The organism is Paeniglutamicibacter quisquiliarum, assembly GCF_019084045.1.
Lineage (GTDB): Bacteria > Actinomycetota > Actinomycetes > Actinomycetales > Micrococcaceae > Paeniglutamicibacter > Paeniglutamicibacter quisquiliarum.
In genome coordinates this window covers 15,552-31,766 of sequence record NZ_JAHRED010000002.1, presented here as the reverse complement: position 1 = coordinate 31,766, position 16,215 = coordinate 15,552, and the positions used below count along the sequence as shown (strand labels likewise).

The following is a 16,215-nucleotide window of genomic DNA, read 5'->3' as shown; positions in this document are numbered from 1 at the left end:
CCGACGGGCGCGCAGTGCGGGGTGGGGCCGGAGGGCTACTCGCCCTTGCCGACCTGCTCCGCTTCGGCGGCCTGTGCCGCCTTCGTGGCCTTGTGCTCCTCGGCGGCGCGGCGGCCTGCCGGGGAAAGCAGCGAGGCTGCCGTGGCAATCACGATGGTGCCCAGGATGACCACAAGCGAGACGGTGATCGAGATATCCGGAACCCACTCGATGTGGCGGCCGCCGTTGATGAACGAGAGTTCGTTCACGTGCATCGCGTGGAAGACCAGCTTGATGCCGATGAAGGCCAGGATGATCGACAGCGCGTGCTTGAGGTAGATCAAGCGGTCCATCAGGCCACCGAGCAGGAAGTACAGCTGGCGCAGGCCCATCAGCGCGAACAGGTTCGCGGTGAAGACGATGAACGGGGACTGGGTCAGGCCGAAGATCGCCGGGATCGAGTCGACCGCGAAGAGCAGGTCGGTCATGCCGATGGTCACGAAGACCATGACCATCGGGGTGAACATGCGCTTGCCGTCGATCGTGGTGCGCAGCTTGTTGCCGTCGTAGTCCTTGGAGATCGGCAGGTTCTTGGTCAGCTTGTAGACCAGGCCGTTGTTGGCGCCCTCGGACTCGTCCTCGCCGTCGTCGGTGGCCTGCTTCCAGGCGGTCCAGAGCAGGAACGCGCCGAAGATGTAGAAGACCCACGAGTAGTTTTCGATGACAGCGGCACCGAGGATGATGAAGATGCCGCGCAGGATCAGGGCGATGATGATGCCGAACATCAACACTTCCTGCTGGTATTTACGCGGCACCGAGAAGCGGGCCATGATGATGATGAACACGAAGAGGTTGTCGATGCTCAGCGAGTATTCGGTCACCCAGCCGGCGATGAACTGCTGGCCGATGTCCGGGCCCGCCTGCCACCAGACCACGGCGCCGAAGATCAGTGCCAGGGTGACATAGAAACCGACCCAGAGGCCGGATTCCTTCATCGAGGGTTCGTGTGGTTTCTTGACCACGTAAAGCAGGTCAAGCAGAAGAATGATGCACAATGCAGAGAGCGAAATAATCTCAAACTGCAGCGACAAGCCGTGGTTTCCCAATGTGGGGCCTTTCAAAACGGGGTACGTGGAATTACCGCAAGTCTCTCCGCCGCCCGTTCAGATTGGGTCGGCTGCTGCGCCCGGCGGGGCATCGTTGCCCCGCGTGTTGACGATCACAGCACAAGTGGGATACTCCCCTACGCTGCAACCAGTCTAACGTATCCATGTTTCAGTCCCGTGAACGCCCCCCTACGCGTGGCCGGCATTCTTCATCTGCCGCAGTTCCTTCTTCAGCTCCGAGACCTCGTCGCGCAGCCGGGCCGCGACCTCAAAGTGCAGCTCGGCCGCCGCGGCGTGCATCTGCTCGGTCATCTGCTCGATCATGTCCACCAGGTTCTCCGCCGGGGCCGCTGCAAGGCCGTCGGCGCGGACCGTCTCGTGGGCCTTCTTGGTGCCGGCGGCCGAGCGCTTGGCGGTCTTGGCCAGGCGCTGGTTGTTCAGCAGCTCCTGCGTGTCGGCGTCCTCGCGGGCCAGCGAATCGGTGATGTCGGCGATCTTCTTGCGCAGCGGCTGCGGGTCCACGCCGTGGTCCAGGTTATACTTCTGCTGCACCTCGCGGCGGCGGTTGGTCTCCTCGATGGCCTGGGCCATGGCGTCGGTGATCTTGTCCGCGTACATGTGGACCTGGCCGTCGACGTTTCGCGCGGCGCGGCCGATGGTCTGGATCAGCGAGGTCGCCGAGCGCAGGAAGCCCTGCTTGTCCGCGTCCAGGATCGCCACGAGCGAGACCTCGGGCAGGTCAAGGCCCTCGCGCAGCAGGTTGATGCCCACCAGCACGTCGAACAGGCCCATGCGCAGCTCGCGCAGCAGCTCCACGCGGCGCAGCGTGTCGACGTCCGAGTGCAGGTACTGGACCCGCACCCCGTGTTCGGTGAAGTAGTCGGTGAGGTCCTCGGCCATCCGCTTGGTCAGCGTGGTGACCAGGATGCGCTCGTTGCGCTCCACCCGGGCGCGGATCTCGTCGAGCAGGTCGTCGATCTGCCCCTTGGTGGGCTTGACGATGATCTCCGGGTCGATCAGTCCCGTGGGGCGGATGATCTGCTGCACCACGCCGTCGGCCTTGCCCAGCTCGTACTTGCCCGGGGTCGCCGAGAGGTACACGGTCTGTCCGATGCGCTCGAGGAACTCGTCCCACTTCAGCGGCCGGTTGTCCATGGCCGAGGGCAGCCGGAAGCCGTGTTCGACCAGGGTGCGCTTGCGCGACATGTCCCCCTCGTACATGGCACCGATCTGCGGGACGGTGACGTGCGATTCGTCGATGACCAGCAGGAAGTCGTCGGGGAAGTAGTCGATGAGGCAGTGCGGGGCGGTGCCGGCGGCACGGTCGTCGATGTGCCTCGAGTAGTTCTCGATGCCGTTGCAGAAGCCCATCTGCTCCATCATCTCCAGGTCGTAGGTGGTGCGCATGCGCAGGCGCTGGGCCTCCACCAGCTTGTTCTGGGTCTCCAGGGTGGACAGGCGCTGCTGCAGCTCGTCCTCGATGTCCTTGATGGCGCGGTTCATCCGGTCGGCACCCGCCACGTAGTGGCTGGCCGGGAACACGTACATCTCGTTTTCCTCGCGGATCACCTCGCCGGTGACCGGGTGCAGCGTGTGGATCGACTCGATCTCGTCGCCGAAGAACTCGATGCGCAGCGCCTGCTCCTCGTACATCGGGATGATCTCCACGGTGTCCCCGCGCACCCGGAAGGTGCCGCGGTGGAAGTCCATGTCGTTGCGCGCGTATTGCATGGAGACGAACTTGCGCAGCAGCGTGTCGCGGTTCAGCTCTGCGCCCTTCCTCAGGGTGACCATGCCCGCGACGTACTCCTCGGGGGTGCCCAGGCCGTAGATGCAGGAGACCGTGGCGACCACGATGACATCGCGGCGGGTGAGCAGCGCGTTGGTGGCGGAGTGGCGCAGCCGCTCGACCTCCTCGTTGATGGAGGAGTCCTTCTCGATGAAGGTGTCGGTCTGCGGGACGTAGGCCTCGGGCTGGTAGTAGTCGTAGTAGGAGACGAAGTACTCCACGGCGTTGTTGGGCAGCAGCTCGCGGAACTCGTTGGCCAGCTGCGCGGCCAGCGTCTTGTTCTGCACCATCACCAGGGTGGGGCGCTGCACCTGCTCGATGAGCCAGGCCGTGGTCGCCGACTTTCCGGTGCCGGTGGCGCCGAGGAGCACCACGTCCTTCTCCCCCGCCTTGATGCGGCCGGTCAGCTCCTTGATGGCCGCGGGCTGGTCGCCGGCGGGCTTGAACTCGCTGATGACCTCGAAGGGGGCGACGACGCGGTTGATCTGCTGCGCAAGACTCATGTATCTAGGCTACGCCCTGGCACCCCCGCTATGCCCGCGCTCTCGCCTCAGGCTGAAAGACCGGCAGCGGCGGCCCTGGTCCGCAGCCGGCCGATGCGGGCTATGGCCGCGTCCTGCGTGCCCGGCGCGAAGCGGAAGTACTCTGCCGCCCCGCCCAGGATGCAGTCGATGAGCTCGCCGGCGTCCACGATGTGGCGCACCTTCCCGGCGGTGAACTTGGCGACGCCCCCGCTTGCATCCAGCCGGAACCCGGCATCGATGGACGGGTAGCGCGCCTCGGCCAGGCCGTCGGCCAGGAAACCCTCGACGGTGTCCAGCAGCGCGTGCCAGGTCCCGGGCAGGTCGTCGAGAAGGTCCACGGGGACCAGCTGCAGCGAGTGGTAGCGCAGCTGGATGGATCCGATGGTGCCTTCAAGCGCCGCTGCGCGTTCGGGGTCGCGCTGGATGCTCACCAGGTGGGGCGCCGACCCGTCGGCGGGTGCGTGCCGGAGGAATGACTCGGCGACCATGGCGGTGTTCACTTGCGGGCCTGTTTCTCCACGATGTTGCCCAGGGCGCCGCGCATCAGCCGGACCATGAACAGCACGGTTGCGGCCGAGGCGGCGAGCAGCCCGGCAAGGGCCAGCCAGGCCGGGAGCAGCACCTGCGCGTCGTAGCCCGAGGCGCGGGCGATGAACTGGTCGCGCCCGCCGAAGAGGAGCCAGAGCACCACGGCCGCGGCCAGGGTGATTGCCGCAAGCACCCACAATCCGCGGATCACACGCATCTCGGTGCGGGCCTTGGCCATTTCGGCCGCCAGCAGCGCCGCCAGTTCCTCCCTGGCCCCCTCGTGCTCGGCGTTCTCAGCGGGCATGGCTGGTGGATGGGGCAATGTGGGTCTCCCAGATTTCGTTGACGCGTTGGCGCAGCTCTTCGAGCGTGCCGGAATTGTTGATGACCACGTCGGCGACTGCCGCACGCTGCTCGTCGGTGGCCTGCGCGGCAATGCGGGCCCGGGCGTCGGCCTCGGCCATCCCGCGGTCTTCGACCATGCGGCGCAGGCGCTCGGCCTGCGGGGCGGCGACCACGAGGACCACGTCGAAGCTGCCGGCCTGTTTGGTCTCCACCAGCAGCGGGATGTCCTGGACCACGACGGCATCCCCCGCGGCGGCGGCGCGCAGCCGTTCCGCCTCTGCGCGCACGCGCGGGTGGACGATGGAGTTCAGCACCTGGCGCTTGGACTCGTCGGCAAAGACCAGCGCCCCGAGCGCCGGGCGGTCCAGGGCCCCGGCATCGTCCAGGATGCCGGGGCCGAAGGCGGCAACGACCTCCGCCAGTCCCGGGGTCCCGGGCTCCAGAACGGCGCGGGCAATCGCGTCGGCGTCGATGAGCACGGCGCCGAGCTCCACCAGCCGGCGCGCCACGGCGGATTTACCGGCGGCGATTCCGCCTGTCAGACCAACATTGAGCATGCACCTAGCCTACAGTCGCGGGGGCGATGTTTTGGTTGTGGTGGAACAGGTTCGCCGGGTCGTATTGTGCCTTGACGCGGGCCAGACGGTCGTAGTTGTGCAGGTAGGAGGCGCGGATCCGGTCGGCGCCCTCCTCCATCATGAAGTTCACGTAGGCCCCGCCGGCCGTGGTGGGGTGCAGCTCGTCGTAGTAGGACTTGGTCCATGCGGTGATGAGGTCCGCATTGGCCGCATCGGGGTCGACCCCCACGATCACCCCCGCCCAGCCGCCGTCCCGGTAGGCGAAGGCGGTGGCATCGGCGGGAACCCTGGCGGCTGCCCCGTCGATCGGGTACAGGTGCATCGTCGAGTACCCGGTGGGCAGCGCCGCCCCGTACCTGGCGTGGATCCCGATGGCGGCGTCGGAGATCTCCTTGACGAAGTCCGCGCGCCAGTACCACTGCAGGCCGGCCGGGAAGAGCGGGTCGAAGGTCCGCTGCAGGGCGTCGAACGGCATGGGGGCCAGGCCAACCACCAGCGGGGACCCGAACCCGCGCACCGGGGCCAGCACCTTCTCGGCCATCTCGTGGGCCCCGGTGTAGCACCAGATGATGCCGCAGACCTTCCGGCCCCAGAGCTCCTCGGGGAAGGGCGGGGCCGGCGGGATGGTGAGCAGGCCGAACCAGCCGGAGAGCTCCTCGGGAAGGGCGGGCAGCAGTTCCCGGTACCAGCGCATCACCGCGGGCGTGTCGGCCAGGTCGTAGAACACCGGCCCGCCAATGATCGTCCCGTGCTCGCCGATCTCGTTCATGCGGAAGGTGAAGGAGGTGACGATGCCGAAGTTCCCGCCGCCTCCGCGCAACGCCCAGAACAGGTCGGCGTTGTGCGCCTCGTCGGCCTTGACCAGCGTTCCGTCGGCCAGCACCACGTCGGCCGCCAGCAGGTTGTCAACGGTCAGCCCATAGCGCCGGGTGAGGTAGCCGATGCCGCCGCCCAGGGCCAGCCCGCCGACCCCGGTGGAGGCGATGAACCCGCTGGGCACCGCCATCCCGAAGGCCACGGTGGCGTGGTCGACATCGCCCCACACGGCTCCGCCGTCCACCCGCACGGTGCGGGCCGCCGGGTCGACGGTCGTGGAGCGCAGGGCGCCCAGGTCGATGACCAGCGAGCCGTCGGCCACGGACATGCCGGAGGCCTGGTGGCCGCCGCCGCGCACCGCCGGTTCCAGCTGGTTGGCGCGGGCGAAGTTGACGCAGGCGATGATGTCCGCGGTGTCCGCGACCCGGGCAATCGCGGCCGGGCGGTGGTCGACCATCCCGTTGTAGACGGCGCGTGCCGCGTCGTACCCCGGATCCTGCGGCAGGGCCAGTGTCCCGCGCAGGGATGCGCGCAGCGGGGCAAAAAGTTCCTGCGTTCCCGTGGCGCTCGTGCTTTGCTCTTCCATGGTCTTGCCTCCCGTGGCGGTGTGGGTTTCGGTGCCGGTGCCCACGCTAGGCGTGCCCCTGTTCGCCAGGCGTTCGCCCCGGGACGGCACCGCCATGCCCAGCAACGCGCGGGTCTCGGCCGCGGGCAACACGCCCAGCTCGCCCTCGAGGACCTCGGCGCAGCGGCGGAAGGCGTGCAGCGCCGCGGGCCGGTCCCCGAGCGCCAGGTGGGCGCGGATCAGCCCCCGGTGCCCGACCTCTTCCAGCGGCTGGATGGTGACCCGCCGCCCTGCAACCTCCAGTGCCGCCTGCCCCTCGCCCGCCGCGCTCAGTGCCGCGGCGGTCGCGTCGCACAGGGAAGTGCATTCCCGCAGGATCCGCTCCCGCGGCTCGGGCACCCAGTCGGAGTAGTTGCCCGGCATCAAATCACCCCGGTACTGCCGCAGCGCGGCCTGCGCATGGGCCAGGAAACCGGCAGGGTCGTGCGCTTGCGCCGCCAGCAGCGCGGCGGCCCGCTCGGTGGAAAAGACGTGCACGTCCACGCCCAGCCCCGCCCGCGGCACCCAGCCGATGGCGCCGTCGGACGCGCCAAGGACCTCGATGCCGCCCAGCAGCAGGCGCAAGTTGTGCAGTTCGCGGCGCAGGTTGGTCATGGCCTGCGGCTGCGGGGTGTCGGGCCAGAAGGTCCCGGCAAGCACCGCCCGGGGCACCTGGATCCCCGGATGCAGGACCAGGTAGGCCAGCAGCTCAACGGCCCGAGACCCGCCCGCCGCCAGGTCGGTGCCCCGGCGGGTGAGGCGTTGCTCGCCCAGCAGACTCAGTCGCAGCACTTTTTCCCGCCCCAATTCGGCTTCCCGTCCCCCGCACCGATTCTTCCACCGCGCACCTTTACCGACAATGCCCGGGAGCGAGAAGCCCCGGCGCCGATTGACTAGACTGGATCGGTAATGGACAACGATTCTGTGGCGACGGCCTACACGACGGTGGACGGCGACTTCGTCCGCGAACTGGAGATCAAGCGCTCGCGCTTCATCACCTACCTGCGCCGGGTCGAATCCGAGGCCGAGGCCCGCGCCCTGGTGGCCGAGCTGCGTAAGAAGCACTTCGACGCGCGCCACCATTGCAGCGCCTTCATCCTGGGCCCGGACCGCACCGCGATGCGCAGCAACGACGACGGCGAGCCCTCGGGCACCGCCGGCATCCCGATGCTCGACGCACTGGCGAAGCGCGAAACCGCGCCGGGTGTCACCGATCTGTCGGACATCGTTGCGGTGGTGGTGCGCTACTTCGGCGGGATCCTGCTGGGCGCCGGGGGGCTGGTGCGCGCCTACTCGGAGTCGGTCTCCGGCACCCTGGATGCGGCCCCGCTGCTGCGCCGCGAACGCCTGCGGATCCTGGGCGTCGATGCCGACCATGCCGCGGCCGGCAGGCTGGAAAACGACCTGCGCGCCGGCGGCGTCCAGGTCCTGGGCACCGACTACGGGCCGCGGCTCGCCACGCTGAGGCTGGCGCTGAACGACGATCCCGCGGTCCTCGCCGCGTTCCGCGACCGGCTGGCGACCCTGAGCTCCGGGGCCAGCGCCGCAACAAACCTTGGAACCGAGTGGGTGGATGTCCGATGAGCCTTGATTTTGGGAAGTTGCGCCGCTGGCCGGACGTGGAGGCGGAAAACCTGCAGGCGGTCGATGCAGCCGACAGGCTGCTGCTTGACGTTGCCGGCGCGGCCGGATGGCCGCCGGAGCCGGGCCGGGTGGCGATCCTGGGCGACCACTACGGTGCGTTGGCGCTCGGCGCCCTGGACGCCGGGGTCCGCGGGCTGCGCGTGCACCAGGATGCCCTCTCCGGCGCCCGCGCCACCGACGCCAACGCCGCCCGCCTGCTGCCCGGGCTGGCCGGCGAATACCGGCAGCTGGGCCTCGGCGGGGAGCTGCTTGCCGGCGCCTCGCTGGTGCTCGTGCAGTTGCCGCGGTCCCTTGACGCCCTGGAGGAGATGCTTGGCTTCGTGGCCGGACACGCCGGGCCGGAGGTGACGGTAATGGCCGCCGGGCGAATCAAGCACATGAGCCTGTCGATGAACGAGGTGCTGGGCCGCTATTTCACGTCGGTCACCGCCTCGCTGGGACGCCAGAAGTCCCGGGTGCTCACCGCCACCGGCCTTCGCCCCGCGGCGCAGCTCCCCGCCCCGCGCTTTCCGCTGCAATCGAGCCACGACCTCGGGCTGCCCGAACCGCTGCAGTTGCGCGCCCACGCGCAGACCTTTGGCGGGGCCAAGCTCGATCCGGGGACCCGCTTCCTGCTGGCGCACCTCGAGGTTCCCCGCGACGCCGGCCACGCCGTGGACCTGGGCTGCGGCAACGGGACGATCGCCGCCTTCCTGGCCGTGAGCCACCCGCAATTGAGCGTGCACGCCTCGGACCAGTCGGCATCCGCCGTGGCCTCCACCCGCGCCACGGCCGCCGCCAACGGGGTTGCCGAGCGGATCACCGCGGTGCAGGACGACGCGCTGGCCTCGCTGCCCGCCGCCTCCGAGTCCTTTGTGGTCCTGAACCCGCCGTTCCACATGGGCAACACCGTGCACGCCGGGATCGCCCTGAAGCTGATTGCCGACGCCGGCCGGGTGCTGGCCCCCGGCGGGGAGCTGTGGTGCGTCTGGAATTCGCACCTGGGCTATCGCGGGCAGCTGGAAAAACTGGTCGGCCCCACCCGCCAGGTCGCGCGGAACCCGAAGTTCACCGTGACGGTGTCGACGCGGGCGTAGTCCCCGCGCACCCGGGGCGGCTCAGAGGCCCTCAAAAAGGTCGCTGAGCACCGGCTCCCAGGCGGCGCGGGCAGGCCAGGCCATGACCGCGGGCTCCCGGGAGACCACCCGCTCCCAGCGCCGCACGCTGGCTCCCGGTTCGATGAGCACCTCGCGCTGGCTGCGGTGCTCCAGCAGCCCGGCAACGATGCGTGAACGCACCGCGGAGGTGTCGACCTCGATGTCGATGGCATCGTCAGGGACCGGGCGCAGGTGGTATTCCCGGCTCGGGTCCCACGCCTCGCCCCCTGCGCGCCGCCGGGCAGTGTTCCACCGTTCAAAGACCGAGGCGCGGACGGCGCCGTGGACCAGGCGCCGCAACCCCGGTCCCGGAACCTGCCGGGCACGCAGGAACGCCTCGTCGGTGGCGCGTCCGATGGCGATGTGGTCGCGGTGCCCGGTGATCCCGTCGGGACCGAAGGTCGCCACCACCTGGGGCCGCTCGGCCAGCAGGATTCCCTGCACCCGCCCGACAAGCTCCTCGAAGTCCACCTCCGGGACATGCCCGTCGTCGTAGCCCAGCCATTCGTGGCGCACCGGGATCGTGCCGTGGGCGCGCCACGCGTTGGCGCTCTCCACGCGGCGCCACGCACCAAGGGTTTCGGGGGTGGCGGGCACGCCGGCGGAGATCTGGCCGGCTGCCCCGTCCGTGGCCAGCACCAGCACGAACCGGAACCCGGGGTCGTGTTCGTGCAGTGCAATGGAACCGGCACACCCGTAGGCATCGTCGTCCGGATGGGCGACGATGACCGCGATGGAATGCGGCTCGGTCATGGGCACATTTTAGTCCCGGCGGCCGCCACGTGACAGGGCGCGGACCCGCCCGGGGGCGAATCACGGGCCAGCGGCCCGCGGGGTGCAATACTGCTTCCATGGACGAGCAACTCGAAGGATCAAAAACTGCACTTCTCATCATCAACATGCAAAACGGCGTGATGGAATACTGCGTGCATCCCAAGAAGGTCATCTCGCGCATCCAGGACCTCCTGATGCGGGCACGCGACACCGGCACGCCGGTCTACTGGGTGCAGGACGAACGTGAATTCGAGCGCCACTCCCCTGCCTGGCGGCTGGTTTCCCCGTTGGAGCCGCTGGACCGGGAGCACCGGATCCACAAGACGTACCGCGACGCCTTCACCGGCACCGGGCTGCACGCCTCGCTGATCGCCGAGGACGTGGGACGGCTGGTGGTCTGCGGCGCGCAATCGGATTATTCCCTGCGCACCACGGCCGGGCGCGCGGCTGCCATGGGCTACGACGTCACCGTGGTGCGCGATGCCCACACGACCGGGGCGGCGACCTTCGAGGGCCAGTCACTGACCGGGGACCAAATCATTGCGCACACCAATGCGTACTTTGCCTCGCTGGACTACCCCAACCAGGAGTTCTCGCTGGAGCGCTCCGAGGAGATCGGCTTCCGTCCCGTGGTGCTGAACGACTGAGGTGCCGGCAGTCGCCGAACCGCCCCGCGCATTGGCTACCCAAGTCACCGGTGCGGGCGGTATGGTGCTAGGAACGTGTCCGCAGGAGAACCAGCCTGAGTTGCCGCCATGGCCATTGCCGGACGGCAACGCACCCTTGAGGAGCAAGCCATGTTCAACACCGACGAATCCCCCTCGGCCAACGGCGCCACTCCCGTCCCTGGACGGTATGTGGTCGTCTTCGCCGACCCGCATCCCTCCGCCGGCGACAGGTTGGGCACCCGCGTGCTGCAGGACGAGGCGCCGCGCATGCTGGAACAGGAGGGCTTCTCACTCGAGACGTACTTCCCGCGCCTTGGCGTGGCGGTCGTGGACGGGGATTCCGCGCAGCTTGGGGAATTGCGCGCCCGTTGCGCATCTCGGAGCATGCCGCTGCGCATCGTGCCGGAATTGGTCTACCGGATCCTGTCGAGCCCGCCGGAAGAGCCCGAGACCCCGGCGGGACCGCCATTTACCGACACCGACGACCTTACCTGGGGCCTGCAGGCGGTCCGCGCCCGGGAGTCCGGATACACCGGCCGCGGCATCCGCGTGGCGGTGCTGGACACCGGTTTCGACGCCGGGCACCCGGATTTCGCCGGACGCGACGTCACCACCATGTCCTTCATCGAAGGCGAGGACTCCCACGACGGCCACGGCCATGGAACCCACTGCATCGGCACCGCCTGCGGTCCGCGCCCGCTGCCGGGCGCCCGCGGCTACGGCGTGGCGCCGGGGGCCTCCATCTTTGCGGGCAAGGTGCTCAGCAACGAGGGGTCGGGTTCCGACACCGGAATCCTCGCCGGCATCGACTGGGCCCTGCAAAACGACTGCCACATCATCTCGATGTCCCTGGGTGCCGACGTGCGGGAGGTGCACCCGCCCTATGTCGCCGCCGGCCACCGGGCCCTCGAGCGCGGAACCCTGATCGTCGCGGCCGCCGGCAACAACGCCCGGCGTTCGGCGGGCAATCCGGGATTCGTCGGCGCACCGGCCAACAGCCCCTATGTCCTGTCCGTCGGCGCGCTGGACGAAAAACTGGACATCGCGGACTTCTCCGCCCGCACCCTGCCGGGCCGGGGCGGCCAGGTAGACGTCTCCGGACCCGGCGTTCGGGTGCATTCCTCGTGGCCGATGCCCAAGCGGTACAACACCATCAGCGGCACGTCGATGGCCACGCCGCACGTCGCCGGCATCGCGGCGCTCCTGTCCGAGGCCACCGGTTTCCGTGGCCGGGAACTCTGGGCGGAACTCGTCCAGGAAGCCGAACGGCTCGAGCGGTTCTCCGTCGACGTCGGTTCCGGATTGGCGCTGGCCCCGCCACCTGCCCAGGTTCCGGCCGAGCCCGCGCCGGCACCGGCCACCGAACCCGTGCCCGTGCCCGTGCCAGAGGACGATTCGCCGGAAAGCTTTTACGGCCATGGGTGAGCAGCTGGAGGATTCGACGCCGGAGACGATTGGCTACATCGTCACCGTACAAAGCCAGTACCTGGGCAGGGTGCAGGAAGTCACCGAGATGCTCGAATCGGCCGGCATGCAGGTCGAACGGGTCTTGGGCACCCTCGGCCAGATCATCGGCCGCGCCGAGGAGGCAAAGCGCCCGACGCTGGCCGGGGTGGAAGGCGTGCAATCCGTCGACCCGGCACGGCAGGTTCGAATCCCACCGCCCGACAGCCAGGTCCAATAGGCGGAGGCCGGATCCTGCCACCGGGTCACCGATTCCGGCAGGAAGCGCTGCCGCGTGGATCCGGTTGTTTGACCCAAAAAGACGGCGTCCGCGAGTGGCTGTCGAGGGAGGCGCTTTCGCCGGCGCCGGGAGTATTCTTGGAGTAATCGGGCTGGCGCACGAATTACAGAGGCGCATTGGGATGGGCGAAACTTCACAGGACAGTCAACCTCGTCTCTACATGCTCGACGAAAACGGGCATCGCGGCCACCAAGTGCAATTTTCCGGCGCTTCGTTGCTCGTGGGCCGCGAAGCGGGCTCCGACCTGCTATTGGGTAGTCCAGATGTGAGCCGGCGGCATGCCCTGCTGTGGCGCGATGGAAGCCAACTTTATGTGGAGGACTTGGGTTCCACCGCCGGCACCCGGGTAAACGGGACGCCACTGACCGGTCCGCAAGCGCTGCGTGTCGGCGATGTCATCACCTTCGCGTCGACGGGGGTCACGGTTGATGGTGCTCCCGATCCGTCAAATCCCCTAGAAGACAATTCGTCCCGGCGGAACGCTCCGCCCACCGAGACCGGGGCGCACTTTGGGGTTCGGGACCAGCGCGCGGAGTGGATCAACATGATTGGCGGGAACCAATACAACACGCACATTCTTGAGGAACGGCGCAGTCTCCTCCTGGATGTGGCCGCCGCCAAGACGAGGGCCCGCTGGATCTTGTTGTCCGGCTTCCTCATCTCCTTGGCCGGTGCGGCCTTCTTCGCGGCCGGCATCCTTCGCTTCTTCATGGCCATAACCGATGCGGCAGGCAGTGGAGAGGTGCCCGAGAACTTCATCGATCCGTTCGGGGTTGAGATCCTCGGGTTTCCATCCGGACTCATCGGCTGGGCGGTGGCGGGCATTGGGATGGTCCTGATGCTGGTTGGAGGCGTGCTGCACCTTGTGGCCATCGGGCGGCAGAAACGCGTGGATCGCGAGCTGCCGCTTCCTCCGCCGTATTGAATATTTGAGGACACAACATGAGCTTCAACATCAGCAACCAAACCGGCGGCGTGATCAACAACGTCGCAGGCAACCAGCAAATATACGGAGACCAGCGGGGACAAGCGATCGGCCCCAACACCGTTCGCGAGGCGGTGCGGAAATTGCGCAGTGCCGTCGACGACGCGGGCCTCGATCCCGCCACCTCTGCTGCGGTTTCCGCCGGACTGGGCGAGATCGAATCCGAGGTCCAGGCAAGGGAACCGGACCGCTCCAGGGTCGGGGAAGCCCTGGAGAAAGTCGCGGGGCTCCTGACCTCTGCAGGCGCAATTGCTGTCGCGGGACAAGCACTGATCGGTCCCATCCAGGCGGTTGCGACGTGGGTCGGGAGCTGGGGACCTGCGGTTGCCCACCTGATGCGTTTCTAGGGCCGGAAAACGGGGTGGCCGCGGCGAGCGGGGATGCGGGGACCGCCTGCATTCCGATCCGGTGACCGGGGACCCCTGTCAGTGACGGTTGCCGCGGAAATGCAATGCCAGGCGGTCTGCCAATGCCGGGGACGGTTCGATTCCCAACTCGTCCAGCACTTGGTGTCGGTACTTCTCATACCGGCGTTGGGCCACCAACGGATTTCCCTCGCACAAATACGTTTCAATCAGCGATTCCTGGGCGGACTCGCGCAGCGGATCGGCCTGGCACACGACCAGGGCGGCGTCCAGGGCCTCAGCGAGCCGGCCGGCCAGCCTGAGTTCGCGGCTCATGCATTCCAAGGCGTGGAGCAATCGCTGTTGTAGCCTCTGGCGTTCCAGATCGATCCAAACGTCGCAGAGTCCGGGCAGGATCTCCTCCGTATCGACGCTTCTGGGCACCCAGGCCAGATCGCTGGTCCGCGGGTTGCCGGCGATGAGCCTGGTGGCCCAGTCGTCCAGCAACTGGACGTCCACCGTGACTCCGTCTCGGAGGGACAAGAGGTGCTCATCGGAATCGACCAACTCGATGCCGTCGCGGCGGAGCCGCCACAATTCCGCCCTCAGATTGCCCGCGGCCCGATCCGCCCAAACGTCCGGCCACAAGGTACTGGCCACAAAACGGCGATCGTGTCCCCCACGGTTGAATGCAAGATATCCGAGCAGCCGGGAATGGCCGTCCGTCAAGTGCTGCCTCCTCCCGCCTAGGGTGGCGGCAGGTGGCCCGAAGAGGTGAAGCAGAGGACGCACGTCATTCAGGAAGCCAGATTCCAACGCTCGGACCAGCCCCAAAGTCATGGCGTCCCCCAAAGAGAATAAGACTATAGACAACGCCACCATACAAGCCATCCCAACCGCTTACTATTGGTCGAAAGACTACTGACAACAAGCTTCCTTGGTGGTATAAGCGGGTCGCCTTGAGAGCGCCATCACCACGGCCATCCCCCGGGCCCTCGGGAACCGGCAGCCGGCCCAGTTTCCCCGGGCACTCAAACACACCGCGACGCCGGTCCCGATGAACTCCTCTGATCGGGTAAATGGCCTGCAACCGGCGGGGAACGAACCCATGGGCCCGGACTTCCCGCCCCCGTGAGGAGGGCCCACTGCGCGCACCCCGGCGCATCACCGTGCGGCGAAATGACCTGCCTGCGCGACTGCCCCGGTGGCCGCACACCACAGTAACGGCGCAATAACGCGGCATGGGCTGAACTGGATGCAGCTGCTAGGCGCATGGGCATATGTCGTCTCGATGCGCAGTGGAAAACGGCCGCCCCTGGCGGGCCGTCAAGGTGAAAGGTTGCGAAATGAGCTGGTTTGGGTGGGAAAGCCTGGGCGGGGTCCTGACAAGCGCCCCGAGCGTTTCGTCATGGTCGTCCGGGCGGCTTGACACGTTCGTGCGCGGCACGGACTCGGCGCTGTGGCACAAATGGTTCCAGAACGGCTGGTCCGGCTGGGAATCCCTGGGCGGGGTCCTGACTTCGGACCCGGGAGCCGTCTCCTGGAGCGATGGCCGGATCGATGTTTTTGTCCGCGGCACGGACTCGGCTCTCTGGCACAAATGGTTCCAGAACGGCTGGTCCGGCTGGGAGTCCCTCGGCGGGCTGCTGACCAGCGCGCCCAGCGCCTCCAGCTGGGCCGGCGGCCGGCTGGACGTTTTTGTCCGCGGCACGGACTCGGCTCTCTGGCACAAATGGTTCCAGAACGGCTGGTCGGGCTGGGAATCCCTGGGAGGAACACTCACCAGCGCCCCCGCGGCCGTCTCCTGGAGCAACGGCCGGATCGATGTGTTTGCCGTGGGCACGGATTCGGCCCTTTGGCACAAATGGTTCCAGAACGGCTGGTCGGGCTGGGAATCCCTGGGCGGGACGCTCACCAGCGCCCCCACGGTCTCCAGCTGGGCCCACGGCCGTCTGGATGTTTTTGCCGTGGGCACCGATTCGGCGCTCTGGCACAAATGGTTCCAGAACGGCTGGTCGGGCTGGGAATCCCTGGGCGGGACGCTCACCAGTGCACCGGGTGCCGTGGCCTGGGGACCGAACCGGATCGACGTATTCGGCGCGGGAACCGACAGCGCCATGTGGCACCGGTGGTGGGCAGTTCGGCAAACGGTAAGGCTGCATGCCAAGGTCTTGACGGCGCCCAGCGTGCCGGTGGCCACGGCCGTGCAGCGCATGCGCGATGTCTATGCCACCGCCGGCATCGGGGTGGAACTGGTTTCCACGGAGAACCTGACCCTGCCGCCACTGAACGACATTGACGTCGGGAGCTGCGTCAGCGGGACGACGACGGCCGAGCAAAACCAGCTTTTCGCCAACCGCAACAACGTCGGCGCCAACGACGTCGTGGTGTACTTCGTCCGATCCACGGTGCCTCCCTTCAACGGCTGTGCCGCACATCCCGCGGGACGCCCCGGTGCGGTCGTCGCCCAGGGCGCGACGCAGTGGACGCTCGGGCACGAGGTGGGCCACGTGCTGAATCTCCGGCACGTCAACGACAACAACCGCCTCATGACGGGCAACGGCACCGGCAACATCACCAATCCCCCGCCCGATCTGGTCAGCACCGAGGTTTCGACCATGATCGGCAGCCCGCTCACACAGGACATTTAG

16 protein-coding genes are annotated in these 16,215 nt (G+C 67.9%); 8 read left to right on the top strand and 8 right to left on the bottom strand.

The window, feature by feature from the left end; genetic code table 11:
* Positions 1–35: 35 nt before the first annotated feature.
* From KRR55_RS03720 to KRR55_RS03695, 6 genes are all read right to left on the bottom strand, one after another.
* On the bottom strand, positions 36–1,070 hold the full coding sequence (locus KRR55_RS03720; RefSeq protein WP_336245028.1) for a TerC family protein: 1,035 nt from the start codon (positions 1,068–1,070) through the stop codon (positions 36–38).
* 204 nt (positions 1,071–1,274) lie between these two features.
* The gene (gene uvrB / locus KRR55_RS03715) at positions 1,275–3,377 is read right to left on the bottom strand and encodes an excinuclease ABC subunit UvrB (protein WP_217387728.1); all 2,103 of its coding nucleotides are present in this window, start codon (positions 3,375–3,377) and stop codon (positions 1,275–1,277) included.
* Positions 3,378–3,424: 47 nt separating this feature from the next.
* Entirely contained in the window at positions 3,425–3,898 is a 474-nt protein-coding gene (locus KRR55_RS03710) for a hypothetical protein (protein WP_217387727.1), read from the bottom strand.
* A complete protein-coding gene (locus tag KRR55_RS03705; protein WP_217387726.1) occupies positions 3,895–4,230 on the bottom strand; it encodes a hypothetical protein in 336 nt (111 codons plus the stop codon). Before KRR55_RS03705 ends, KRR55_RS03710 begins: the two co-directional genes overlap by 4 nt.
* Positions 4,220–4,828, bottom strand: coding sequence for a dephospho-CoA kinase (coaE, locus tag KRR55_RS03700; RefSeq protein WP_217387725.1), 609 nt, complete (start codon positions 4,826–4,828; stop codon positions 4,220–4,222). Before coaE ends, KRR55_RS03705 begins: the two co-directional genes overlap by 11 nt.
* Before the next feature lie 4 nt (positions 4,829–4,832).
* Positions 4,833–7,061 (bottom strand): FAD-binding protein, encoded by a 2,229-nt coding sequence (locus tag KRR55_RS03695; RefSeq protein WP_217387724.1) that lies wholly within the window; start codon positions 7,059–7,061, stop codon positions 4,833–4,835.
* 117 nt (positions 7,062–7,178) lie between these two features.
* Here KRR55_RS03695 and KRR55_RS03690 point away from each other — a divergent pair, with 117 nt between their 5' ends.
* Both KRR55_RS03690 and KRR55_RS03685 read left to right on the top strand, forming a co-directional pair.
* Positions 7,179–7,853, top strand: a complete 675-nt coding sequence (locus KRR55_RS03690) for an IMPACT family protein (protein ID WP_217387723.1) — start codon at positions 7,179–7,181, stop codon at positions 7,851–7,853.
* Positions 7,850–8,989, top strand: a complete 1,140-nt coding sequence (locus KRR55_RS03685; protein WP_217387722.1) for a class I SAM-dependent methyltransferase — start codon at positions 7,850–7,852, stop codon at positions 8,987–8,989. The genes KRR55_RS03690 and KRR55_RS03685 overlap by 4 nt, the downstream gene beginning before the upstream one ends.
* Positions 8,990–9,010: 21 nt before the next feature.
* On the opposite strand, the gene KRR55_RS03680 is transcribed toward KRR55_RS03685, so the two are convergent.
* Positions 9,011–9,802: a PIG-L deacetylase family protein gene (locus KRR55_RS03680; RefSeq protein ID WP_217387721.1), complete on the bottom strand. Its 792-nt coding sequence runs from the start codon at positions 9,800–9,802 to the stop codon at positions 9,011–9,013.
* Between the two features lie 98 nt (positions 9,803–9,900).
* Between KRR55_RS03680 and KRR55_RS03675 the strand changes: the two genes are divergently transcribed.
* The 5 genes from KRR55_RS03675 to KRR55_RS03655 all read left to right on the top strand — a co-directional run bounded on the left by KRR55_RS03675 (position 9,901) and on the right by KRR55_RS03655 (position 13,567).
* Positions 9,901–10,470: an isochorismatase family protein gene (locus KRR55_RS03675; RefSeq protein ID WP_217387720.1), complete on the top strand. Its 570-nt coding sequence runs from the start codon at positions 9,901–9,903 to the stop codon at positions 10,468–10,470.
* A 108-nt stretch (positions 10,471–10,578) separates the two neighbouring features.
* Positions 10,579–11,916 carry a S8 family serine peptidase gene (locus tag KRR55_RS03670; protein ID WP_254455833.1) on the top strand — a complete coding sequence of 446 codons (1,338 nt, stop codon included), beginning with the start codon at positions 10,579–10,581 and terminating at the stop codon, positions 11,914–11,916.
* Positions 11,909–12,175, top strand: coding sequence for a hypothetical protein (locus KRR55_RS03665; RefSeq protein WP_217387719.1), 267 nt, complete (start codon positions 11,909–11,911; stop codon positions 12,173–12,175). The genes KRR55_RS03670 and KRR55_RS03665 overlap by 8 nt, the downstream gene beginning before the upstream one ends.
* A 181-nt stretch (positions 12,176–12,356) precedes the next feature.
* The gene (locus KRR55_RS03660; protein WP_217387718.1) at positions 12,357–13,160 is read left to right on the top strand and encodes an FHA domain-containing protein; all 804 of its coding nucleotides are present in this window, start codon (positions 12,357–12,359) and stop codon (positions 13,158–13,160) included.
* 17 nt (positions 13,161–13,177) lie between these two features.
* Positions 13,178–13,567 (top strand): hypothetical protein, encoded by a 390-nt coding sequence (locus KRR55_RS03655; protein ID WP_217387717.1) that lies wholly within the window; start codon positions 13,178–13,180, stop codon positions 13,565–13,567.
* Between the two features lie 78 nt (positions 13,568–13,645).
* On the opposite strand, the gene KRR55_RS03650 is transcribed toward KRR55_RS03655, so the two are convergent.
* Positions 13,646–14,107 (bottom strand): AfsR/SARP family transcriptional regulator, encoded by a 462-nt coding sequence (locus KRR55_RS03650; RefSeq protein WP_217387716.1) that lies wholly within the window; start codon positions 14,105–14,107, stop codon positions 13,646–13,648.
* Positions 14,108–14,844: 737 nt separating this feature from the next.
* Between KRR55_RS03650 and KRR55_RS03645 the strand changes: the two genes are divergently transcribed.
* A complete protein-coding gene (locus KRR55_RS03645; RefSeq protein WP_472857760.1) occupies positions 14,845–16,215 on the top strand; it encodes a PLL family lectin in 1,371 nt (456 codons plus the stop codon).